The sequence below is a fragment of the Pseudalkalibacillus sp. Hm43 genome, from assembly GCF_054170705.1.
In genome coordinates, this window is the sequence record NZ_CM135129.1 from 1,906,317 (window position 1) to 1,928,915 (window position 22,599).

At 44.1% G+C, this 22,599-nt stretch carries 28 protein-coding genes; 13 read left to right on the forward strand and 15 right to left on the reverse strand.

Annotation, left to right across the window (positions count from 1 at the left end):
• The first annotated feature begins 65 nt into the window (after positions 1-65).
• On the forward strand, positions 66-290 hold the full coding sequence (locus ACXQIQ_RS10120; protein ID WP_439302055.1) for a hypothetical protein: 225 nt from the start codon (positions 66-68) through the stop codon (positions 288-290).
• A gap of 212 nt (positions 291-502) precedes the next feature.
• On the opposite strand, the gene ACXQIQ_RS10125 is transcribed toward ACXQIQ_RS10120, so the two are convergent.
• Positions 503-1,261: an SDR family NAD(P)-dependent oxidoreductase gene (locus ACXQIQ_RS10125; RefSeq protein ID WP_439302056.1), complete on the reverse strand. Its 759-nt coding sequence runs from the start codon at positions 1,259-1,261 to the stop codon at positions 503-505.
• Positions 1,262-1,263: 2 nt separating this feature from the next.
• Positions 1,264-2,355, reverse strand: a complete 1,092-nt coding sequence (mutY, locus tag ACXQIQ_RS10130) for an A/G-specific adenine glycosylase (RefSeq protein ID WP_439302057.1) — start codon at positions 2,353-2,355, stop codon at positions 1,264-1,266.
• Between the two features lie 202 nt (positions 2,356-2,557).
• On the opposite strand from mutY, the gene ACXQIQ_RS10135 reads away from it, so the two are divergent.
• Positions 2,558-3,541, forward strand: a complete 984-nt coding sequence (locus ACXQIQ_RS10135; protein WP_439302058.1) for a metal-dependent hydrolase — start codon at positions 2,558-2,560, stop codon at positions 3,539-3,541.
• Positions 3,542-3,736: 195 nt separating this feature from the next.
• On the opposite strand, the gene ACXQIQ_RS10140 is transcribed toward ACXQIQ_RS10135, so the two are convergent.
• Entirely contained in the window at positions 3,737-4,000 is a 264-nt protein-coding gene (locus ACXQIQ_RS10140; RefSeq protein WP_439302059.1) for a YfhJ family protein, read from the reverse strand.
• A 95-nt stretch (positions 4,001-4,095) separates the two neighbouring features.
• Between ACXQIQ_RS10140 and sspK the strand changes: the two genes are divergently transcribed.
• Both sspK and ACXQIQ_RS10150 read left to right on the forward strand, forming a co-directional pair.
• Positions 4,096-4,245 carry a small, acid-soluble spore protein K gene (sspK, locus tag ACXQIQ_RS10145; protein WP_439302060.1) on the forward strand — a complete coding sequence of 50 codons (150 nt, stop codon included), beginning with the start codon at positions 4,096-4,098 and terminating at the stop codon, positions 4,243-4,245.
• Positions 4,246-4,267: 22 nt separating this feature from the next.
• The gene (locus ACXQIQ_RS10150; protein WP_226551677.1) at positions 4,268-4,426 is read left to right on the forward strand and encodes a YpzG family protein; all 159 of its coding nucleotides are present in this window, start codon (positions 4,268-4,270) and stop codon (positions 4,424-4,426) included.
• Positions 4,427-4,502: 76 nt separating this feature from the next.
• On the opposite strand, the gene ACXQIQ_RS10155 is transcribed toward ACXQIQ_RS10150, so the two are convergent.
• Positions 4,503-4,817, reverse strand: coding sequence for a YfhH family protein (locus tag ACXQIQ_RS10155; RefSeq protein WP_439302061.1), 315 nt, complete (start codon positions 4,815-4,817; stop codon positions 4,503-4,505).
• 90 nt (positions 4,818-4,907) lie between these two features.
• Between ACXQIQ_RS10155 and ACXQIQ_RS10160 the strand changes: the two genes are divergently transcribed.
• Complete coding sequence (locus ACXQIQ_RS10160) at positions 4,908-5,579, forward strand: SDR family NAD(P)-dependent oxidoreductase (RefSeq protein WP_439302062.1); 672 nt, start codon at positions 4,908-4,910, stop codon at positions 5,577-5,579.
• On the opposite strand, the gene recX is transcribed toward ACXQIQ_RS10160, so the two are convergent.
• Positions 5,566-6,381 (reverse strand): recombination regulator RecX, encoded by an 816-nt coding sequence (gene recX, locus ACXQIQ_RS10165; RefSeq protein ID WP_439302063.1) that lies wholly within the window; start codon positions 6,379-6,381, stop codon positions 5,566-5,568. The two genes, ACXQIQ_RS10160 and recX, sit on opposite strands and share 14 nt — an antisense overlap.
• Before the next feature lie 110 nt (positions 6,382-6,491).
• Here recX and ACXQIQ_RS10170 point away from each other — a divergent pair, with 110 nt between their 5' ends.
• The 4 genes from ACXQIQ_RS10170 to ACXQIQ_RS10185 all read left to right on the forward strand — a co-directional run bounded on the left by ACXQIQ_RS10170 (position 6,492) and on the right by ACXQIQ_RS10185 (position 9,851).
• The gene (locus tag ACXQIQ_RS10170; protein WP_439302064.1) at positions 6,492-7,400 is read left to right on the forward strand and encodes a TIGR01777 family oxidoreductase; all 909 of its coding nucleotides are present in this window, start codon (positions 6,492-6,494) and stop codon (positions 7,398-7,400) included.
• Positions 7,401-7,476: 76 nt separating this feature from the next.
• Complete coding sequence (locus tag ACXQIQ_RS10175; RefSeq protein ID WP_439302065.1) at positions 7,477-8,601, forward strand: amidohydrolase; 1,125 nt, start codon at positions 7,477-7,479, stop codon at positions 8,599-8,601.
• Positions 8,602-8,885: 284 nt separating this feature from the next.
• The gene (locus tag ACXQIQ_RS10180; RefSeq protein ID WP_439302066.1) at positions 8,886-9,446 is read left to right on the forward strand and encodes a GNAT family N-acetyltransferase; all 561 of its coding nucleotides are present in this window, start codon (positions 8,886-8,888) and stop codon (positions 9,444-9,446) included.
• Between the two features lie 294 nt (positions 9,447-9,740).
• Complete coding sequence (locus tag ACXQIQ_RS10185) at positions 9,741-9,851, forward strand: YfhD family protein (protein WP_458026108.1); 111 nt, start codon at positions 9,741-9,743, stop codon at positions 9,849-9,851.
• Between the two features lie 253 nt (positions 9,852-10,104).
• Here the strand turns inward: ACXQIQ_RS10185 and rlmD are convergent, their stop codons facing one another.
• The 4 genes from rlmD to ACXQIQ_RS10205 form a co-directional block, all read right to left on the reverse strand.
• Positions 10,105-11,484, reverse strand: coding sequence for a 23S rRNA (uracil(1939)-C(5))-methyltransferase RlmD (rlmD, locus tag ACXQIQ_RS10190; RefSeq protein WP_439302068.1), 1,380 nt, complete (start codon positions 11,482-11,484; stop codon positions 10,105-10,107).
• Positions 11,485-11,564: 80 nt separating this feature from the next.
• Entirely contained in the window at positions 11,565-12,368 is an 804-nt protein-coding gene (gene pdaA, locus ACXQIQ_RS10195; protein ID WP_439302258.1) for a delta-lactam-biosynthetic de-N-acetylase, read from the reverse strand.
• Positions 12,369-12,643: 275 nt separating this feature from the next.
• Positions 12,644-14,194 carry a fumarate hydratase gene (locus ACXQIQ_RS10200; protein WP_439302069.1) on the reverse strand — a complete coding sequence of 517 codons (1,551 nt, stop codon included), beginning with the start codon at positions 14,192-14,194 and terminating at the stop codon, positions 12,644-12,646.
• Positions 14,195-14,345: 151 nt separating this feature from the next.
• Complete coding sequence (locus ACXQIQ_RS10205) at positions 14,346-14,534, reverse strand: SE1561 family protein (RefSeq protein ID WP_226551664.1); 189 nt, start codon at positions 14,532-14,534, stop codon at positions 14,346-14,348.
• 390 nt (positions 14,535-14,924) lie between these two features.
• Between ACXQIQ_RS10205 and ACXQIQ_RS10210 the strand changes: the two genes are divergently transcribed.
• Positions 14,925-15,266 (forward strand): winged helix-turn-helix transcriptional regulator, encoded by a 342-nt coding sequence (locus ACXQIQ_RS10210; protein WP_439302070.1) that lies wholly within the window; start codon positions 14,925-14,927, stop codon positions 15,264-15,266.
• Positions 15,267-15,360: 94 nt separating this feature from the next.
• On the opposite strand, the gene ACXQIQ_RS10215 is transcribed toward ACXQIQ_RS10210, so the two are convergent.
• The 5 genes from ACXQIQ_RS10215 to ACXQIQ_RS10235 form a co-directional block, all read right to left on the reverse strand.
• On the reverse strand, positions 15,361-16,161 hold the full coding sequence (locus tag ACXQIQ_RS10215) for a YfkD family protein (RefSeq protein ID WP_439302071.1): 801 nt from the start codon (positions 16,159-16,161) through the stop codon (positions 15,361-15,363).
• 183 nt (positions 16,162-16,344) lie between these two features.
• The gene (locus ACXQIQ_RS10220) at positions 16,345-16,947 is read right to left on the reverse strand and encodes an abortive infection system antitoxin AbiGi family protein (RefSeq protein WP_439302072.1); all 603 of its coding nucleotides are present in this window, start codon (positions 16,945-16,947) and stop codon (positions 16,345-16,347) included.
• Between the two features lie 57 nt (positions 16,948-17,004).
• On the reverse strand, positions 17,005-18,360 hold the full coding sequence (locus tag ACXQIQ_RS10225; protein ID WP_439302073.1) for an MATE family efflux transporter: 1,356 nt from the start codon (positions 18,358-18,360) through the stop codon (positions 17,005-17,007).
• A 43-nt stretch (positions 18,361-18,403) separates the two neighbouring features.
• Positions 18,404-19,015, reverse strand: a complete 612-nt coding sequence (locus ACXQIQ_RS10230) for a YitT family protein (protein WP_439302074.1) — start codon at positions 19,013-19,015, stop codon at positions 18,404-18,406.
• On the reverse strand, positions 19,000-19,386 hold the full coding sequence (locus tag ACXQIQ_RS10235; protein WP_439302075.1) for an OsmC family protein: 387 nt from the start codon (positions 19,384-19,386) through the stop codon (positions 19,000-19,002). Before ACXQIQ_RS10235 ends, ACXQIQ_RS10230 begins: the two co-directional genes overlap by 16 nt.
• 136 nt (positions 19,387-19,522) lie before the next feature.
• Here ACXQIQ_RS10235 and ACXQIQ_RS10240 point away from each other — a divergent pair, with 136 nt between their 5' ends.
• From ACXQIQ_RS10240 to ACXQIQ_RS10250, 3 genes are all read left to right on the forward strand, one after another.
• Positions 19,523-20,689 (forward strand): MFS transporter, encoded by a 1,167-nt coding sequence (locus ACXQIQ_RS10240; RefSeq protein ID WP_439302076.1) that lies wholly within the window; start codon positions 19,523-19,525, stop codon positions 20,687-20,689.
• A 16-nt stretch (positions 20,690-20,705) separates the two neighbouring features.
• Positions 20,706-21,467, forward strand: coding sequence for an alpha/beta hydrolase (locus ACXQIQ_RS10245; protein ID WP_439302077.1), 762 nt, complete (start codon positions 20,706-20,708; stop codon positions 21,465-21,467).
• Positions 21,468-21,594: 127 nt separating this feature from the next.
• Positions 21,595-22,035 (forward strand): redoxin domain-containing protein, encoded by a 441-nt coding sequence (locus ACXQIQ_RS10250; RefSeq protein ID WP_439302078.1) that lies wholly within the window; start codon positions 21,595-21,597, stop codon positions 22,033-22,035.
• A gap of 52 nt (positions 22,036-22,087) precedes the next feature.
• On the opposite strand, the gene ACXQIQ_RS10255 is transcribed toward ACXQIQ_RS10250, so the two are convergent.
• Positions 22,088-22,570, reverse strand: a complete 483-nt coding sequence (locus ACXQIQ_RS10255; RefSeq protein WP_439302079.1) for a VanZ family protein — start codon at positions 22,568-22,570, stop codon at positions 22,088-22,090.
• Between the last annotated feature and the right edge of the window lie 29 nt (positions 22,571-22,599).

The following is a 22,599-nucleotide window of genomic DNA, read 5'->3' on the forward strand; positions in this document are numbered from 1 at the left end:
GTTAAGGACAGGGAAAAACAATCATAAGAACATAAAATGCCTTTTCAGCAAGGAGGTTTCAAACCATGTATGTAGGAAGAGATATGACGGAATTAGTGACCCTCTCAACGAATGAATGGACTGATAAAGAACTTGCGTATTTCCACCACGGCTTACAACAGATGACCCAATTTTTGAACACAGAAGGCGTGTCCATGCATAAGGAAATCATCAAGGAAATCGAAGATCGAGGCGGTTTGCACCGTGATGAAGCCGATTGGCAGCACGGAACCCGACCAAATTACGAATAAACTGGAAGAGCTGACTCATATTGTAGTCAGCTCTCTTTATTTGGGTTTTGGATTTTGGCTTATAATTTCTGATTTTGGCTTATAATTTCTGATTTTGGCTTATAATTTCTCATTTTGGATTATAAATCTTGAATTCAGCTCTATAATTTCCGAAAATGGCTTATAAATGATGAAAGGGGCCGATCGAAAACTCGGCCCCTTCCTTATTTCATTTAAAAATTTGAGTAAGCCTGCCCACCATCGACGTTCAATGTGGCGCCGACGACCCAGTTTGCACGTTCAGAGGCAAGAAATGTGACCACGTCCGCGACTTCCTCCGGTTTTCCGAAGCGACCACCTGGAATTTCATCTTCCACGAATTGATTGATCTTCTCCGGGTTTTCATCCAACCTGCGCTGCCAGCTTCCCTTCGGGTGTAAAATGGCACCTGGTGCGACGCCATTCACCCTCACGCCAAAGGCAACTGCTTCTACTGCAAGTGCCTTCGTGAAGCTGATCAACGCTGATTTCGAACTGTTATAAGTCGCTTTTCCGCCTGATTCACGTCCGTAAATACTGGAAATGTTGATGATTGAGCCTCTGCCTTTGCTTTTCATATCCTCAACCGCCATTTTACTGAAGTGGACGGCTGAGTGGAAATTGAGCTCCATCGCCTCCCGGAACTGTTGAACGGTAGTCTCCTCAACGGTGGAACCATTACTGCCACCAGCATTGTTCACCAGGATATCGATGGAACCATGATCCTCGATAAACTTACGAAAAATAGCCTCGCGTGTTTCTTCATCTGTAAGGTCACCCTGATATACAGAAAGATCAGGATATTCTTCCTTCATTTCGTCCAGGTCCTCTTGCCCTCTGGCACAAATTCCGACTGTGACGCCTTCATTTCTTAAACCGAGTGCAATTGACTTCCCGATTCCACGGGACGCACCTGTGACAAGCGCAGTATTACCATGCAGATTCAAGTCCATATTCATTCTCCTTTCAAAAGTGCAGCTACTTTTTGATGCGGAACAGGTAATGGAAAAGATTCCAATTGTTTAAGATCTACGATTTTTCCTTCCTCTAAAGATTGCTTAACCTTAAAAGTCCCTGAGTAAACGGCAATTTTCCATGTTAAGTGCGTGAAAACATGCTGAAAGTCGAGAAGATGCTCGTTTATTTCCACCTGAATGGGGTATCTTTTTTCTAAGTACGTTTTTAATTGATCTCGAACAGAACCATCAGACGAATCAATTTCCACATTCGGAAATTGCCATAAGTTTGCAAGCAGACCTGTTTCAGGTCTTTTCTCAATAATGGTTTCGTTATGTTCATCCCGAAGAAGCGCGACAGCAATCGGGACCGTCTTCTTTTTCAATTTTTTCTTTTTTACAGGAAGTTCTGTTTGCAGCCCTTCCTCAAAGGCTTCACAATGTTCTTGAACTGGGCATAGCATACATGAAGGCTTTTTAGGCGTACAAATGGTTGCACCAAGTTCCATGAGACCCTGATTGAAAAAGGACGGATTCTTCTCGGAAATCAAAATGCGAACCGCTTCTTCAAAAATTTTTCGCGTTTGAGGTTTTGCAATATCATCTTCAATCAAAAGGATTCTCGATAGAACACGCATGACATTACCGTCTACTGCAGGTTCTGGCAGGCCGAAGGCGATGCTCGCAATCGCTCCTGCGGTATAAGGTCCGACACCTTTTAACGATAAAATTTCTTTCGGTCGATTCGGTACGATTCCCTCATACTTATCTCTCACTTCTTTCACAGCCGAGTGGAGGTTACGTGCACGGGAATAATATCCGAGCCCTTCCCACGCTTTCAACACTTTCTCTTCCTCTGCATCTGCAAGTGCATCAACGGTCGGGAATTGTGTCATGAAGCGCTCGAAATAGGGAATGACAGTATCGACTTTCGTTTGTTGCAGCATGATTTCTGAAACCCAGATCTTATAAGGATCACGTTCTTTCCTCCAAGGCATCTCTCGTTGTTCTCTTTCGAACCAGGAGATGAGATCGGATTGGAACGCTTCTATATCAATTGATAATTCACGGTCATATAATGTTACAGTCAAAACAAGTCCTCCATAATCTATAAACTTGGGTTATGTAAAGGAATTTCAAAGATATTTCGCCTACACTATACTATACCAAGTACATGAATTAAAATATATTTATACGCGGCTTTACCCATCGAACGCGCGTAACTTGGACACACTACTAATAGACCGAATCCTGAAAAAGTATAATTGCTATTTGAGGAGGCTTTAACGATTAATGGATACGGGGACACATATTGTCATGGGTATCGCATTAGGTGGAATCGCCACCTTGGATCCAGTCATAGCACAGGATCCGATCACCACACAAACTGTACTGATCGGGACCATCATCGGATCGAATGCTCCCGACTTTGATACGATTTTAAAACTAAGGAATAATGCTGTATACATCCGGAACCATCGTGGAATCACGCACTCCATTCCTGCCGTACTGCTCTGGCCGATTCTGATTGCAGGTAGTCTGGAGCTGTTCATGCCTGCAGCAAATATGCTACACGTATGGATGTGGACATTTTTAGCTGTGTTCCTCCATGTATTCGTCGATATTTTCAATGCTTATGGAACGCAAGCCCTGCATCCTTTTACAAAAAAGTGGATTGCACATGGCATGATCAATATATTCGACCCGTTTATTTTCACTGCCCATATCATCGGATTCGTTCTTTGGTGGCAAGGTTTCCATCCGGGTTACACATTCTTGAGCATATACATCATACTGATCGGCTATTATATTTGGCGGTATATCGATAAGCTGCAAACGATCAAGATGATCAAGAAAGAAGTACCTGATGCGACAAGGGTCATCATCAGCCCTACGATGCGCTGGAGTCAGAAACACGTGGCAGTCATGAGTCCAGGGCAATTCCATGTCATTGAGGTAAAAGGAAATCATCTGACGATTCACGATGTGTATGACCGGAAACCGGTGCCCAACAACCCGATTTTGAACGAAGCTGTAAAAGATTCCAATCTCGCCGCTTTCCTCTCCTTCTCCCCGGTTTACCGTTGGGAAGTGGAAGAAGATGAGGAAGGTTACGAAGTTCGGTTCATCGATCTACGTTATCGTTCGAAAGGTCACTACCCATTTGTCGCAGTCGTCCAGCTGGATGAAGAACTGAATATCATCAGTTCCTATACCGGGTGGGTTTACAGTGAAAAAACGTTGCGTCGCAAGCTTGAAGTTGCGACTACAAATTAAAGCTGAAGGTGCCTGTTAAAGAGAACAGGCACCTTTTATTATGCTATTCATTACCATGAACCGTTTATTTGCACTCTATAGGGATGAATAAGCGTTATTCATTACCATCACCCAAGATTTTGGCTCGCGATAGGGATGAATAGCCGTTTTTCATTACCATCAACCGGATTTTCGATCACTAAAGGGATGAATAGCTCAGTGCTTCGGCCCTTTTTTCAGCAGATGCTGGAATTTCGGGTTTGAGCTGAAGTATTCATGGAGTTTATGTCCGAAGCGGTCGATCCACTCCGCGACGATTCGCTCTGTGACCTCTTGCCCTTTATAGCTTCTTCCAGCACGAGCTCGGGTGGATTCGAAATCTTCCCAAAGTGCTTCCACCCAAGTCCGTGCTTCCTCATAGCTCAACGAAGGATTTTTATCTTGTAATTTGAGTGCTAATGCATGAAATGTTTCTTCCAATGTATTTCCTCTCTTTCCTTGTCAATAATTGCACAACATATCGCTCGGCCGTTCATCTCATAATAAGAGTATCGTTTAGAAAGGAGTGCTTACCGATGCGTAACAAAGCTAAGAACTTCCCTAACCGTATGTCTCCTGACGGCGAAGCCCGTGCAAAGGATGAATATGCGTCTAAACGTGCAAATGGTACGATCCAGACTCACCCTCAAGAACGGATGAGTCGTTCCAACCGGACCGAGGGATAACTTTGTTAGGAGGTGCCGACTCTTGGGCAAAGACAATCGAGATAGACTGCATCCTAACTACGAAGATCCTTTCCAATCGCCTCGTGCGAACCCGAAGCATAGCTTCAACCAAGTAAATGGTGAAACACAACGGAGCTTGCACAACCATGTTTTGAAAGTCGAGACACGGAAACGCTCTTAGTGTTTTCAACCTTAGAAGGTATGTCCTGAAGTCCCTTGAGGACAGCAGGACATCCTTTTATAATGCGAAGTCTTTTTTATAGCTTAACCAGCATTGAAATCGGAAAAGCTTCCATTTCTTCTTGCTCATTACGGTAACCCCATGCAAAAATCCCATTCATGTACGAAATCTTGAAACGGCTGCCTGGGTCCCCTTCTAATTCATACACTTCATCCGGTTTAAAATCAGACGGATTCAATAAGTAACTTTTTGCCATCATGATTTTTCTTTGGTAGACGGCTACCTCGTTTACAATCCCAAGCTGTTCCGCTTTTCTCGCTTTCTCCGTCATTGTCCGAATCTCTTGATGGATTTCGTGCTCGGACATATCACTATATAATCTGCTCATCATACATACCTCCTAGTGTGACTGATGTTTTCTCGAAATGGCGTACAAGTTGTGCTAGCATGGATACGAATCCACGATAAGGAGTGTTACATCATGAAAAATGTTCTGATAACAGGAGCGGGGACAGGATTAGGAAGAAGTCTTGCACTCCAATATGGAAAAGACGGTCATCACGTCTATCTGATCGGACGTCGTGTTGAACCGCTTGAAAAGGTCGCTCAGGAAATCTACACTGCTGGTGGGCAAGCGACGCCTCTATCTTGTGACATCACCAACTACGCAGATGTACAACATCTTTTTACCGATAAACTTAAGGATAACAGTCTAGATCTCATCATCAATAATGCAGGAACCGGGGTTTTCGGACCGTTGAATTCCTATACAGAAGAAGAGATCAATCAAGTCCTCACCACGAACATTAATGGAACCATTCACATGACGCGGGCTGCCCTTCCAAGTCTTATTGAACAAGGAAATGGCCAAATCATGAATATCATTTCGACAGCCGGATTACGTGGCAAGAAGAACGAGTCTGTCTATGTGGCAAGTAAGTTTGCGGTTCGGGGCTTCACAGAAAGCCTCATTAAAGAGCTTGAAGGCACGTCCATCAAAATGACCGCTGTTTACATGGGTGGTATGGATACGCCATTTTGGGATGAGACCGACCATATTAATGACCGGTCACGGTTGAAAAGTGCGGATGACGTCGCCCGGTTGATCATTGAGCAAAATCAAGGACAAGCTGAAATCTTCATTGATCGATAAGCTCTTCATTTTCCTCTAACCATTCATCGATCAGCTCGATTGGGAAACCTTTACGATAGAGGAATTGCTTCATTTTCTGTTTGTATTCCCAGCCTGAAAACTTATCATACTTCCTGTGCGCTTTCCAAGCTTGCAGGTTCAGTGCCTCCCTTTCTTCGTCTTCATCTTTTTCAAGGGAGGCTTTTTCTATTGCTTGCTCCGTTACATTCCACGAATACCCTTTTTGCTGCAGGACTTGAGCGACTTTCTGTTTCAATGCGTTTTCGCTCAGCTTTTTATATTGCTTTGCTTTCTTTTCAACAAGGAGCGTCGCCTCTTCAATCTGTTCTTCTTTAGGGTAAATGTTCATGGCGTCTTCTATGATAGGATCACTGACCCCTTTTTGCTTCAAATCCTGCTTCAACGCTTTCGGACCTTTTTTCGTGGTCGTGATTTTACTCCGGATGAACATTTTCGCAAATTCCAAATCATCCAAGTACCCGAGCTCTTTCAAACGTTCTATGACTGCCTGAATCGTATTCTCTTCGAATTCCTTCTTTTTTAAATACTGCCTGATTTCATCAATCGACCTCATGCGATAGGATAGATAATTCATTGAAAGGTTCAGACCTTTTTGGAATTCATCCTGAAGCTGTAGGGATGCAATTTGCTGATCGGTAATCTCCATGTCATTCCGGATATCAGACTTGATGTATACTTCCTCATCGATGGCAAAACCGAATTCTTCACCATTTCCACGATCTATGAACACGTTAAAACGACTCTTGTTTTTCTTCTGGACTGTGATCTTCGTGATTTTCATAGGATCACCTCCCTTACATTTTAGCATATCCGTGGATTATCTCGATTTAAAAAGGGAAAACATCCTTATAGGAAGAATACTGTAGGTAATGATGCGGAGGAGGAATTGGTATGAAGATCGCCATTTCAGGAGGAACGGGTTTTGTTGGAGAAGCTTTGACAGAACATTTTACAAGTCAGGGCAATCATGTGTTCATTCTCACTCGGAATCCGGATGGGAAACCGCCGAAGGAAAACGTGACCTATGTAAAATGGCTGTCGGAGGACGCAGACTATACAGAACTGGCTGGAGTTGAGGCTTTCATCAACCTGGCAGGTGAAACGATCAACGGCAAATGGACCGATGAAAAGAAAAATCAAATCCTATCCAGCAGAATTCAAGCGACTCGTGAAATGCTGAGAATCATCGAAAAGATGGAACCGAAACCCCACACGCTCATCAACGCTTCCGCCATCGGTTATTACGGTACATCAGAGACTGAGAAATTCGATGAACGGACAACGGAAGCTGGCAATGATTTTTTAGCAAAAGTGACGGAAAAATGGGAAGCTGAAGCTGTAAAAGCGGAGCAGTATGGCGTAAGAGTCGTGCGCACCCGCTTCGGCCTCATTTTAGATAAAGAGGAAGGTGCACTCCCTCGAATGGCACTTCCTTACAAGCTCTACGCCGGTGGCCCGATCGGTTCAGGAGACCAGTGGTATTCATGGATTCATATTGATGACATCGTCTATCTCATTGATTTTGCACTTCATAACGGTTCCGTAACAGGTCCTGTGAATGCAACTTCTCCGCACCCTGTCCAAATGGACGACTTCGGGAGATTGCTCGGCAGGACACTGAATCGTCCACACTGGCTGCCGTTACCCGGTATGGTGTTACGAACCACTTTAGGAGAGATGAGCACCTTGATATTGGACGGACAGAAAGTGTTCCCGCAAGTCGCTCTTGAAAGGGGCTATAAATTCAAGTACCCGACTCTTTCTGCCGCCCTATCCGCTATATATGAAAAAGCAAGATAGCTGCAACCTAAAAGCACTTCCCTTTTAGGTGCCTCAAAGCTATACTTAATTTGAAATATAGAGGAAGAGGTATCAAATGAAAACGTTATTTAAAAATGCAATGTTGTATCCTGTCACATCCGCTTCTTTTAAAGGGGATCTACTCATCGAGGACGGGACAATCACTAATATGGCAAGCGAAATCGTAGCAGACCGAGGAACAAAAGTCATTGATGCATCCGGCATGCACCTTCTGCCAGGATTTATCGATGTTCATACTCACTTAGGCTTATATGATGAAGGGACCGGTTGGGCCGGAAACGATGCGAATGAAACTCATGAACCGCTTACGCCGCATATCCGTGCAATCGACGGTGTCCACCCATTGGATATCGCATTCAACGATGCCATCAAGTTCGGCATTACGACTGCCCATGTCATGCCTGGGAGCGCAAACGTCATCGGCGGACAGACTGCTGTCATCAAGACATACGGTCAAAATATCCAGAAAATGATCATGAAAGAAAAAGCCGGTTTGAAGATCGCGCTCGGTGAGAATCCGAAGCGAATCCACAGCGGCCGTCATAACGATTCCATCACACGTATGGGAATCATGGGGATGCTTCGAGAAGAATTTTACAAAGCACTGAATACCGATAACCCAGAATGCTTGAGAACGGCACCGATTTTATCCGTATTGAAGCGTGAAATGCCGGTTCGAATTCACGCGCACCGTGCGGATGACATCCTTTCAGCGGTTCGATTTGCGGACGAGTTCAACCTGGACTTCCGGATTGAACATTGTACAGAAGGTCATCTGATTGCTGAAGAGCTTGCAGGACGAAACCTCCAAGTCTCCGTCGGTCCGACCATGACGCGTAAATCCAAGATCGAGTTGAAAAATAAAACGTGGCAGACATATAAGGTATTGAACGACCACGGTGTTTCCGTGTCGATCACGACGGATCATCCGTATATTCCGATCCAATATTTGAACGTGTGCGCAGCGATTGCGATACGTGAAGGATTATCGGTTCAACAGGCACTGGAAGGCATTACGATCAACCCAGCGAAAAACTTAGGCATCGCCGATCGCGTCGGAAGTCTTGAAATCGGAAAAGATGCAGATATTACACTTTGGAGCGATCATCCATTCCAGTTCTCTGCGTTACCGACAATGACGATGATCGGTGGTCAAATCGTATATAAAAAGTTCAGTTGATCCGCTCTTTTGAGTGCACAAATTTTCGGTTTTGAACATAGGATATGAGGACGGATTTTTTCGCTAAAAAAATCTTTATTTTGACAAAAATTACTCATTCCCTTTTCAAGATAAATCGATTATGATTAGGTTGAAATTATAAAAAAATATAAACAAGATCTAAGGGAAGGCAATTGGTGCGCCACCAGTACATCTGGTCTTAGTGGGTTCGATTCCCACCCCGAATTAGAAATTTTAATTCGAGGGTAGGAAATCGCTCTACCCTCTTTGGGAGGATGTATATCATGCTAAAGAAACGTGATCTTTCAGATTGTCATGTTCTTTATGAATTAATGGTGGATCCAGCGGTCTTTCCTTTTGTGCGTCATAAAGCAGGTTCAGTGGAAGAGTTCATCTTCTTGACGAAGCAAACGATGGAAGCAGAAGAAAACGGAGAGCTGATCTCCAGAACGATCTTAGACGAGTGGGGCAACCCGATCGGTACTATCAACCTTTTCGATATTGAAGATGGCTGCGGCTTTCTCGGTACTTGGATCGGCAAGCCATTCCACGGCAAAGGCTATAATCAGCCTGCGAAGGAAGCGTTCTTCAATGAACTGTTTTTCGAAAAGGAAATTCAAACGATTTTCATGCGCATTCGTAAAACGAATGTACGCTCTGAGCGCGCAGCATTGAAAATTCCGTATATTTCTTTGGCGAACGAAACGCGCCCGGATATTTATCAACAATTGAATGCAACAGAAGACATTTATAACCTCTTCCAAATTGAGCGTGACAGCTATTACATGCACACAATCCGCGAAATGTCACACACGCCAGCAGAAGAAGTTATCCGAGAAGCTTAAAGATAAAGGTTCTGACTCCGTCGAGTTCAGGCCTTTTTTGTTTTGTCTTTTAGGACTTATCCACTGCTTCCACCCACTTTTATGACTTTATCCAATAATTCTGACTTATTCACATGTGGATGAATGATTTTTACGGCCACTTTTTCACATGATTACCCTTTCTTTCCTCTTATAGTTCCAAGCAGATTGCACATCATAATAAACGAGAGGTCATCCTCTCACTTATCGTCTAAGGAGGGTTCACTCATGGGAAAAGACAATCGTTCGCGCAAACAAGCAAAGAACAAACAAAACATGGCCCCTTCTGATGGCCGTGACGTCGAATTTTCCCAAGAGCTTGCCGACTCTGAGGATCTGCAAGCGCAGGAAAGAGCACGAGCAGCTGATCGTCGCGCACGACGTTAGTAACCTCTGTAAGACTGAACAAGGAGACTTGTCCCTTCCCCGGCAAGTCTCCTTTACATATGTTTGTGGATAAATGTTGATATGTGTATAAGTTATCCACGAGGTTGTGGGTAATGTGGATAAAACCTTGGATAACTTGTGTTTACAATTCCTTAACAAATTAACATTGTGGATAAGCTTGGGGATGAGTGTGCCAGGTACCGTCAAGCAACCCTTGTCAGAGCAGCATTCTTTGACGGTACCTGGCACCACCCTACTTTCTTACTAACGTCGCGACAACTTCCACGTGTGATGTGTGTGGAAACATATCCACAGGCTGGAGTCGCTCCACTTTGAATCCGTGTTTGGATAGATAAGCGATATCCTTCGCCAATGTGGATGGATTACAGGAAACGTACACCATCCGCTTTGGTTGGATGTCCTTAACGGTTTTCAGGAATGTCATGTCACATCCTGTTCGAGGAGGATCAACGACCACCACATCTGGCTTCCATCCTTCCTTCAACCATTTAGGCAATAAGTGTTCGGCTTTTCCTGTCCAATAATGCGCATTTTTGATATTGTGTTGGACTGCGTTCTCTTTTGCGTCAACGATTGAATCCTCAATCACGTCCATACCACGGACTTCTCCCGCTTTTTTCGCGAGCCATAACCCGATCGTACCGACACCGCAATAAGCGTCGACAACTTTTTCTTCTCCCGTAAGCTTGGCGGCACGTCGAACCTCATTGTACAGTTTCACCGTCTGAACCGGATTCAGCTGGAAAAAGGCACGTGCGCTCAGTTCGAAGGAGAGGTCACCGAGCGTTTCCTGAATTGTGTGCTCGCCTTCGAGGTGAATCGTTTCTTCTCCGAAAATAACCGACGTCTTCTTCCCATTCACGTTTTGTAAAATGGAAGTCACTTCAGGCAGTCGTTTTTTGATTTCCGCTAAAAGGAGATCTTTTTTCGGAATCTCACGCTTTGTAGTGATCAACACAAGCTGAACTTTTTCCGTTTCGAAACTGACGCGTGTAACGATCGTACGAATGATGCCTGACCGTTTACGTTCGTTGTAAATCGGTATGCTTAAGTCTTCCAATATGCCCTTCACGGTGTTGGTGATGTTGGTCGTCTGTGGATGTTGGACCATGCAGTTTGTAAGATCAATCAGCTTGTGTGAGCCGATGCCATACAAACCTGCGATGACGCTTGCCCCTTTTTTCGCCACCTGGAACTGACTCTTGTTTCTGTAATACCACGGATCTTCCATCCCGATCGTATCCTTCAACGGAAGATGATGAGCGTTGTATTCGGTGTAACGGTCGAAAGCTTGTCGCACGATGTCTTTCTTTTCACGCAGTTGTGCCTCATACCGTAAATGCTGCAACTGACAGCCCCCGCATTGATCGTATATTGGACATGGTGGTTTTACCCGATCCTCCGATTTCTTCTGAATGGAAACCGTTTCTGCTTCAATCCGGTTCGGTAAGGGCTTAGTCACCTTGGCGATGACGACCTCGCCTGGTAGCGCTCCCGTCACGAATGTCACTTTTTTATTGTAAAAACCGATGCCTTCCCCATTGATGCCAAGCCTTTTAATGGTCAACTTGATTGTATCACCTGGCTTGAGCTGTGGTTCTTTTGTTTTCATGATTACACTCCGTCCTTTTTAAGTCAGGATTCATTATATCACGCTTCAAATAGAAAAAGACAACCTGTATGGCTGTCCTTTTATTGACTCACTTTAGATAAAGGGTTGGGAATTCTTTCGTTTGCTATGAGATCGTCCAGGCTCTTGAACGTGTAGCCCTGTTTTCGCAGGTCGTCAATCACTCTTCCTAAAGCATCTGCATTGTCTTTGGAGACCGAATGCAGGAGCAAAATACAACCCGGATGGATTTGTCTCATGATGTTGTTGTACGCGTAATCCGCTCCCCGCTGTTTATCTGTAAACCAATCGACATAAGCGAGTGACCAGAAGACATTGGTGTAGCCCTCTTTTTCAGAAAGCGCTAAGGTTCTTTCGCTGAACACCCCTCTTGGAGGTCTGAGGTACATCATGTCTTGCCTACCCGTCAACTCTTCGTATTTGTTTTTTACTTTGGACAGTTCTTGTTTTAAGCGGGATTCACTGACAGTTGTAAGATCGGGATGATGCCAGGAGTGATTTCCGACGATATGGCCTTCTTTAACCATCCGTTTGACGAGATCTGCCTGATCATTCAAGTAGTGTCCAGTCACAAAAAAAGCAGCAGGTACCTTTTTATCCTTCAGAACATCCAACACCTGTTTCGTATAACCATTTTCATATCCGTTGTCGAACGTGAGATACAAGTTCTTCTCACTGGTATCCCCGATAAAATAACCATTGTATTGTTTAAGAAGCTCGATATATTCAGCTTCAGTTGTTGCAGGCTGATGATCCTTCCCCCGTTTGAAAGACCAATTGTGTTTTTCATTGGAGTAAGCGTGACCGACCATCGGCACCGATAACACAAAGCTGAAAACAAGCAGATAAATTAAGGTTTTTCTCAACACATTGAATCGACTCCTTCACTTGACCTTAGTATTAGTTTGAAACCTAAGATTTTAACCATACAAGGAATCGATTACCAGTCATTCAGCGAACCACCAGTACCAGGTACCGTTTTGGAACCGTTGATACGACTGAATTTCTTAAGTGTACCTGGCACCGTGTGAAACCTCAACTGCGCAAAGGGGTCTTAATCGGTGCCAGGTACACAAAGAACTCTCAATCAAAAAAACCGGGGAAATTCCCCGGTTTTCTCATCATTCTTATTAATTCTTATTTACTTGAATACTGGATCTTTGAATTGCGCGAGTTTCTCAAGTGATGACTTCTCAACGTCGTGGTGAAGACTGTTTCCGTGGGAGTCCATTGTCACGACTGCCGTGAATCCTTCCACTTGCAGATGCCACATCGCTTCCGGAATACCAAACTCAAGCAAGTCCACGCCATCGACTTTCTTGATACACTCCGCATAGTATTGTGCCGCTCCACCGATTGCGTTCAGGTAAACGCCGCCGTGTTCTTCCAACGCTTTCAACGTTTTCGGTCCCATACCGCCTTTTCCTATTACAGCGCGGATTCCGAACTTTTTCATAATGTCGCCTTGATAAGGCTCCTCACGTATACTCGTCGTTGGTCCTGCTGCTTTTACATGGTATTCGCCATTTGCATCTTTCATCATGACCGGTCCACAGTGATAGATGATTTGACCGTTCAGATCGATCGGTGCATCATTGCTCGTCAAATGCTTATGGATCGCATCTCGACCTGTATGCATCACACCGTTGATTTTCACAACATCACCGACACGGAGCTCACGGATCTGTTCTTCTGTAATCGGTGCTTCCAATACGACTTCACGGACTTCATCCTTCACTTCTTCATCAAGAGAAGCAGCTGCTTTTTCCATCTCTTTTTTGAAGTCGATCTTCTCGCCTTCCTGGTATAACCACTCTGTAATTTCACCCGTATTTGGATCCATTTTGATACCGAGACGGCGATATGCCCAACAGTTGTACGCAACCGACACGAAGAAACTTGCAGGAATACGGTTCATGACGCCGACTTTACAACCGAGAAGCGTCGCCTCTCCACCGAAGCCCATCGTTCCGATTCCGAGCTTGTTCGCATTCTCCATCACATACTCTTCTAGCTTACGGAGGTCTTCATTCGAATTGGTGTCTTCCAATGTGCGGAACAGCTGCTCTTTTGCAAGTTCGTAACCAGAAGTACGGTCGCCACCGATTCCAACTCCGATGACACCTGCACTACATCCTTGTCCCTGTGCTTGGTAGACGGAGTGCATGATACATTTACGGATGCCATCCAGATCACGTCCTGCACGGCCCAAACCTTCCAGTTCAGTCGGCAGACTGTATTGGATGTTCTTGTTCTCACATCCGCCACCCTTCAAAATCAGGCGCGCATCAATATAATCCTCTTCCCATTGCTCGAACTTGATGACCGGTGTTCCTGGTCCAAGGTTATCACCACTGTTCGCTCCAGTTATGGAGTCAACCGAATTCGGTCTAAGCTTTGTATTGTCTGTTGCTTCCTTGATTGCTTCGATGATTGCATCTTTGATCTTCAACTGATTGACACCGATTGGCGTTTTGATTTTAAAAGTCGGTAAACCTGTATCCTGACAGATCGGAGATACATTTTCATCCGCTTTTAAAATATTTTCACTGATCGTATCCAGAGACATTGCGGCTCTTGTGCCTGCATTCTCTTGAGCTTTCGCTTTCGCAATTGCTCGACGGACGTCCTTTGGTAAGTTGGTTGATGTTTCAACGATGAGTTGATACATACTTTCTTTCAGCTTTTCCATTCCCCGATGACCCCTTTATTCGTAAGATTTCACATGATGCTTTCCCTCATCACGTGGTCATATATGTCCAAATTTCTTGTGTAAGCGTAATCAAAACTACATATCTTAAGTTCAGTATAACAAAATCCAGCATTTCATTCGTCAGATTTGTTTACTCGTTCCAATCGTGACGGAATTGCTTGCATTTCAATTCAAGTTCATCCAGCATCGCGATGATTCGATCGATTTCCTCAACGCCAGCTGTTTCTGGATCGATGTTGTCCAACACTTTCAACAACATATCGATACGGTTCTGAATGTAATGCATCTGTGTTGACTTATCATTGATGGAATTACCCATAAAAGCAGTCCCCTTTCTGATTTACGTTAATATCATAACAGATTTTTGCGATCTCATCATTTCTGTGTCTTACAAGGGCCGCAAGAGCTCCTCTTACGGAGTGCAAACTCGTCATTTCTCCGTTTTCAGGGTGCGCAAGAACCTCTTACGGGGTGCGATCTCGCCATTTCTCCGTTTTCGGGGTGCGTAAGAGTCTCTTACGGGGTGCGATCTCGTCATTTCTCCGTTTTCGGGGTGCGCAAGAGCCTCTTACAGGGTGCGATCTAGCCATTTCTCCGTTTCCGGGGTGCGCAAGAGACCCAATCATCTGTATCGCTTTACAAAAGTAAGTTTAAACTTTACACTAAATGTAAGGATTCAATCTCAGAGAAAGATTTGAGGTGAGGATTGATGAAGAACTTTGAAAACATGTGCCCGAAATATGAAGCTGCTATTGAAATCATTGGAAAAAAGTGGACAGGTCTGATCATACGTGTACTGATGTCCGGCCCGAAGCGATTTAAAGATATAAAAAAGCAAATTCCTGATATGAGTGATCGCATGCTTACAGAACGCATGAAAGAGCTTGAATCGGTAGGGATTGTCAAACGTGATGTCTATCCGGAAACGCCGGTACGTATCGAGTACACGTTGACCGACAAAGGTAACTCATTGAAAGAAGTCATCGGTGAGATTCAACGCTGGAGTGACGATTGGATCGATCTTGAACAACAGAATGAACAATCCATGTAACGAGGTGTACCAACTATTGGTGCACCTTTTTATATGATGCAAAAACAAAGAGCTGACTCAATTTGGATCGTCAGCCCTTTCGTAATACTCGAAGTTAGTTCGTCATGTTGAAACGGAAGGTGATGTAATCCTGGACCGGAATCCAAGCACCGATTCCTTGGTGCGTCACGTTTTTCACTTCGATACTTTTCTTGTTCCCTTTCAGGTTGATGTACACCTCACCGTAGGTCACTCTTCCTTTTTCATTGACTGCCGGTACATATCCAGACAGATAACCGACTTTCTTCGGCGGTATATTGTACACATTCTCTTTTTTCGTACCTCTGCCAATCACTGTCGTGAACGATAGCGGTAACTGCGTCTTTTCGGAAGCTTTGATCATCATCATCTTCTGGACGTCATCACTGCTCTCCACTTTCGCAGTCAATCCTCCAGACACTTTCTGTTCGTTTTCTTGTACGAAGCGCAATTGCTGTATAGCTGTTCCACCACGGTTGTTCAGCTGATTCACATTCACTTTGTGGTACTCCCAGTTCACATTCGTTTCAGCCGATTCGTAGTTTAACGGCCATTGACCTAAGTAAATGCTAGCCCGGTAACCGATCGCCGTTTTCGTTGGTGAAATGTGTGATTCATTAAAGAGTCGGATAAGTTCCGGATTTTCGATCTTGATCTTAGTCGTTGAAAACATTTCACGCGTCAACTCGCTCGGTTGTAGATCCGGAAGATCTTGCGTGGCATTCGGATACGTGTTCTCTTTCGAAATCGACACCGTCGAATTCGGAATAGAAACTCTTTCGGATTGTTTTGCTTTCTCTGCTTTTTCTGCTGAAAATGCTTGATCAGGCCATAACAAGAGCCCGAAACAGGCAATCATAATACCCAACTTTCTCATCGGACATGCTCCTTTCATATCTTTATTTTTTTCTAGAAGAGATAAAATCTACATGCCAAATTTTTCATAATGTCAAACAAGCGATTGAATGAAAATCACTTTCCTATAACAGCGCACTCTAGAGCCCTTTAAACAAATGTTTGATTGATAAAATAAAAACTTTGTCGATGCTGATTCAAGGTTTCACGCTTCTTCAATCAAGCGCCACGATAGAACCGAAATGTCTTCAGGAAACCGATGGTCCGTCAAGAAATCATGGACGTGCTTTACAGATTCGTCCGGTACGACAATGGCTGCGACTTCTTCCTTTTTAAAATGAAAGTCACCTACCTTTCGCCACTCTCTTTCCCTGTAAAAGGTATGACCTTCATCAGGATGGAAGTCGGTCAGCTTGATGTAATCCAACAAAGGATGCACGTCACTCAGCAACTCCCCTTGTAGCGAATGTTTGTCAGAGACATAACAGATCGGCAAAAAGATGTCATGGATCGCTTCAGCCTTAAAACCGATAGCAGCCTTCCCATAAAAAACCGCATGCTCGACGAGGTCCTTGAACGGAATGTCTGTCGTGCTGCAAAACGGATTCGTCTTGTAATCTCCGACCTTTTCTTCACTCGTAGCTTCCAGCACTTGCGAATTTAATATCGCTAAAAGAATCTCTACCGATTCTTCAACAGACTTAGGCTTACTCTTTTTCAACAATTCATCCGGACTTAATACACCTGGTGTCGACCCTTTCGGAGAACCGGTGAAATGCCAGTAGATTCTAGAATAATACCGCTGCATAAAAAAACACCCTTCTGCTCGTCTTCCTAACAGAAAGGGTGTACATCTCCGTTCCAATTATGTGCGTTGGTCCGCTTCCTCTTTAAAAATTTCAATCTCACGCCAATTGCCGAACTTATAATAGGCGTACGCGATGATACTGCTGATGATGAAACTGGTTCCTATACCGAAAGCAATCCCTTCTTCACCTAACCATCTGGAGAAGAAATAGGTCAACGGAACACGAAGCACCCAGAATGAGATGAGATTCAGGATGAGTACTTGAACCATCGCCCCTGCCGCCCTGACAATCCCGTTCAGGACGAAATTGATTCCGAGGAAAGGATAGAAGAACGCGACACTTTTCAAATAGGTCGCACCGAATTCTATGGTCTCTTGATCCTGCACAAACAGTCGAATCAAGCTATCCGCGCTTAAATAAGCGATCGTACTGATCGTAAAGGAAACACCAAGAATCAGATAAATTCCGTTCCGCGATATCGCATCCACCCTGTCCCATGAACGAATTCCAATGTTCTGCCCAGCCATACTGTTTACGGCCGATCCTAATGTAAAGGCAGGAAGCATGATGATGCTATCAATCCGCTGCGCAGCTCCAAACCCGGCGACCACGTCGGTGCCGAAATGAGCAACGATACCCATAATCGCTGCTATACCACCGGAAATCGCCATCATCTGCAATCCAGCTGGTACACCGAGCTTGAACAAAGTGACGAAATAAAAGCGAGGCGGAATATACGGAGTCACAAAAGGAACCCCAGCTTTCCAAACCGAGTAGAAGATGCCATACACAAACGCGAATCCTTGCGACACGATCGTTGCATAAGCTGCCCCGACAATCCCCATATCGAACACGCTGATGAATAATGGATCAAGGATCGTGTTCAGTACGACTGCAATGAACACGAATCGAATCGGCGTCTTACTGTCGCCAAGTGCCCTTAACACTGTTCCAATGAAGTTGTAACCGAACAAGAACAAGATTCCGAGGAAATTGACTTGCAAATACGACTTCGCTAAAGGAAAGATATCATCCGGAGTTCCGAGTAATTCCAACAACCAACCGGCTAATACGAAACCGACGAGCCCTAGACTGACAGCTAGAATACCAAGAACGAAGACGAAGGCATTCAACGATTCTTTTAACCCTTGTTCATCGTCTGCCCCTTTTTTCTGGGAAAGGACGGTAAGAGAGGCACTGTTTACACCGATAATGAACGATAATATTGTAAAAATGAGCGTCGCCGAGATGGATATCGCCCCAAGCGAAGCCGACCCTAATAGATTTCCGACCCAGACGCTATCGATAAACTGAAAAGAAGTTTGCAGGATATTCGTCAGAAAGATCGGGACGGAAAAAACGATCATCTGCTTCGGTACCGATCCTTTTGTAAAATCCATCTGCTGTGCCATGCTACTTACCTCCTTTCGCGTTTATTAAAGAAAAGCACCCCAGTTACATTTGGAGTGCCTTACGAAGTTTCACGAATGTGAGCTGTCCGTTATAAACGAAATCCAACACTTTTGTTCCAAGCCATTGTGTGACGATTGCGAACAGGAAAATCCACCAACCGACCACGAACGCTGTGACGACGAAAATCACTGAGTTGATCCAGAACATCATTCGGCCTGGTGACTGTGAGAACCACTTAGCGAACATTTGGGCGAGTATCGCCATACCGCCTGATGAAGCGCCATTACGGAATAAAATACCGACACCAATCCCGAATAGACAAGCACCAAAAACAAGATCCACCCACGGGACCGAGATCGGAGCCGGTAACACCAGACCAATTACGTCGACAGTGAGCGATGTCACCGTTACTGCAAAAATTGTTTTCACAGCTGAGCCGGTGCCTAAAAATTTCACAGCTGCAAACAACAAAGGAACGTTAACGAGCCATAGTGACCAACCGTGTGGAATATTCCAGAAATACTCATTAATGACCGCGATGCCTGCAGCACCACCCGAAGGGATATGATGCGGAAACAAAAACAGCCCCATGCCGAGACCTTGAATGAGTGCGCCGATCGCTAATGCACAAAAAGTCTTTAAAGTTTGACCCATTCGGCTTTTTCCACTACTTCTATGCTGTTTTGGACCGATTGAACCATCGAACAATTTTTACGCGTCAGATGCATCGCCTTTTCAATCTTCCCTTCATCCCACTTCTCAGTTTGAATATGGAATGTGAGCTCGATTTTCTCGACGCGATTCGCTTCTTCTTCATTCCGTACAATTTCAGCTTTTACCGTTATATCTTCGAAAGGGTAGCGCATCTTTTCAAGTACCTTTCTCAATACGCCCCCGCTACAGACAGCGACAGATGAGACTAATAGTTGATAAGGTCTGAATCCATATTGTTCATTCCCTGAAATATCGAGGCTTCCATATTCGAACTCTGTCGTGAAGCCTCCCTCGGTCATTTTAAATTCCAAATCTAACACTCCTCAGAAGAGATCATATGATTGTCTCTGTTATAATGGATGAAGATTTTCGACATAGATCACAATAGTTAGTATTGCGATATCAGATATAGTAAAATGTATCAACTTATGAAAGGAAGTACAAGTTATGCGCTCCGTCCGTTACCGTTTCAACGTCCTGATTGCCGTCGTATTCGTATCAGGGTTTGCACAAGGAATGCTTCTACCTCTCTTGGCGATTTTACTTGAGCAGGCTGGAGTGTCTTCAAGCATCAATGGACTCAGTGCTTCTGCCTTTTATATCGGGATCTTAGTCATCTCCCCTTTCATTGAAAAACCATTACATAAGTACGGATACAAACGGTTGATCGTCACGGGCATCGCCTTAACCGGAGTCTCTTTGCTCATTTTCCCGTTATGGCAAGCGATTTGGTTCTGGTTCATCCTTCGATTGATCATCGGAATCGGGGATCATATTTTTCATTTCGCCACTCAAGTTTGGCTCACATCTATGAGTGTAAAAGGAAAACGTGGACGTAACATCTCTATATATGGGGTATCCTTCGGACTAGGGTTTGGAGTCGGGCCTGTGATGACGAAATTGATTGATATTCATCCCGCTTTGCCATTCGTGGTTGCGACTGTGTTGTGCGGGATTGCGTTGCTCTTACTCATTCGAATCGATCATGCATACCCTGAAAACATTACGACTGCCGATTTTCAAGGAACTTGGCAACGTTACGGTAAAGTTTTCAAAATGTCATGGCCAGGATTGCTCGGGACGTTCGGTTACGGATTTATTGAAACGACCGTTCACAGTAACTTCCCTGTCTATGCAGTCCGGCAAGGTTTAGGAGTGGATGCGGTCTCCATACTGCTCCCTGCTTTTGCTGTAGGTACTCTTATTTTCCAGGTACCATTAGGGTTATTGAGTGACCGTCTGGGGAGGAAACCTATATTGGTCACTTCTCTATTTATTGGAGGAGTCAGTTTCATTCTGATGACCCTGAATTCCTCACTCATCTATTTGACGGTCATGTTCCTGATTGCAGGACTCTTTTTGGGTTCGCTCTTTTCCATGGGGATTACATTCATGGCGGATCTTCTTCCGAAAGAATTGCTTCCGGCAGGCAATATTTTGGCGGGTATCTGTTTCAGCCTCGGCAGTATTTTCGGACCACTGATTGGAGGAGCAGCCATTCAAGTGCTGGAAGAAGGAAGCATCTTTTTTACGATCGGTGGAATGATGCTTGTCCTGTTCCTCACCGTTTCATTCTTCAACCCACGTAAACACCATGAAACAGTGACGGGATAAAGGAGGGGGATCAATTATGTTATCTGTTAGACGAGAAAAAGTTGAAGAAATTCCTTACGTTCACTATCAACTCGAAAATAGACAAGACCAAAATCCTGTTATGATTGTACTCTATCACGGATGGGGTTCCAGCGTTCAGAACATCCGATTTTTAGCCTCTACCCTAGCACGATGGGGCTATCAAGTCATTACACCTGAAATCATCTATCATGATTCAAGGAATGGTTTGGAGCATCCTTTTCAAAAAGAGATCCAAGAACGGTTTTTCTGGGAATCGATCATTCGAAGTGTGGAGGATATCGAGGTTCTTACTAATCATTTATATGAGACATACTCTGAGGAACTTGTTTTATTCGGCAGTTCCATGGGAGGAATGATGACCTCAGGAGCTTTTGTAAAAGACTCCAAGATTAAAGGATTCATCAATATGAACGGGTCCTTTGATTGGATGGCATGCGAGGAGTACTTCCAGAATGTTGGTTTTGAACCATCAACTTTTTTGGAAGAGATTCGATCACTAAATCCTGCTAACTCGTTAGAAAGATTGAATAATCGACCTCTTCTGATGATGAACGGTTCGAAGGATCACGTTATTCCTTCTGACATACAGCATCGCTTTTATAAGACTGCTCTTCCTTACTATACGGATCAAAATAAAATCACTTTCTCACGTTATGAAGGTGTCCAGCACACAACTACGTTAAACATGGTTGAGGAAGCGATCCTCTGGTTGGAGACGCATTTTTCTCCCGTTTCAAAACCTCCTTTCAACGTTTAACGTTTCAAAGGCAAAGGTATACTATATTCGAGACAGAATAATTGACGTAGGGTCTTATAACTTTTAAAATCACCATTAGATAATAATTATTTTAAATAATTCAGTTGATAAAGGAGTCGATCTTGACATGAGATTACGTACAGAAATGCCTGAATTTGAAGGTGCGACAGAATGGTTGAACGGTGAAGTTTCAAAAAGTGATTTGGTCGGAGACAAGCCGACACTCGTTCACTTCTGGTCTGTAAGTTGCCAGCTATGTAAAGATGCTATGCCGAACATCAACCAATTCCGTGATGATTATAAAGACGAATTGAATGTCATTGCTGTACACATGCCTCGTTCTGAAAAAGACTTGGATCTTGATCAAGTGAAAGAAGTGGCTGAAGAACACGGCATCTCACAACCGATTTTCGTCGATAACAAGCATAAGTTGACGGATGCTTATGAGAATCAATATGTACCGGCTTACTATGTATTTGATGCAGAAGGAAAGCTTCGCCATTTCCAAGCTGGTGGAGACGGAATGAAGATGTTGACGAAGCGTGTGAATCGCGTACTCGGCAAATAATGATGAGAATTGTAAAAGACGGAATCCACTCGGGATTCCGTCTTTTTTATGGTCACTTTTTATATTTGAAGTTTCGCTCATACAATCGGTAAAAGAAGGCAAGGATCTTGAAGATGATTAATCCGACCAGCCCTCCCAGGCCATTCAATAAGATGTCATCAATGTCGAAGATCCGGTTCGCATAATTGAATTGCAGCAGCTCAATTAAAGTACTCATACCGAACGAAATGATAAACATTCGTCTGAACGGAGCGAGCTTTCTTGAAATGAGCGGCAGAAGAAAGCCAAGTGGCATGAACAATAGAATGTTTCCGATGACGTTTTTGAAAATCAACCAGTAGTCTCCGCTTCTCCACATCAACCGGATACTGTCAAACAGCACCAGGTTGAATGACTTTCCGTAAACATAATAATTGAAAGTGAACAAAGTAAAATAGATAAGCACAGCAAAATAAGCAAGGAATAGGATGGTTCCGATCCATTTCCACTTTAAGCGTATGCTGTTGCGATGTTGTGGTGCATTCTGTACTTCCATACCGCTGTGCTCCTTTACATAAATGAAGA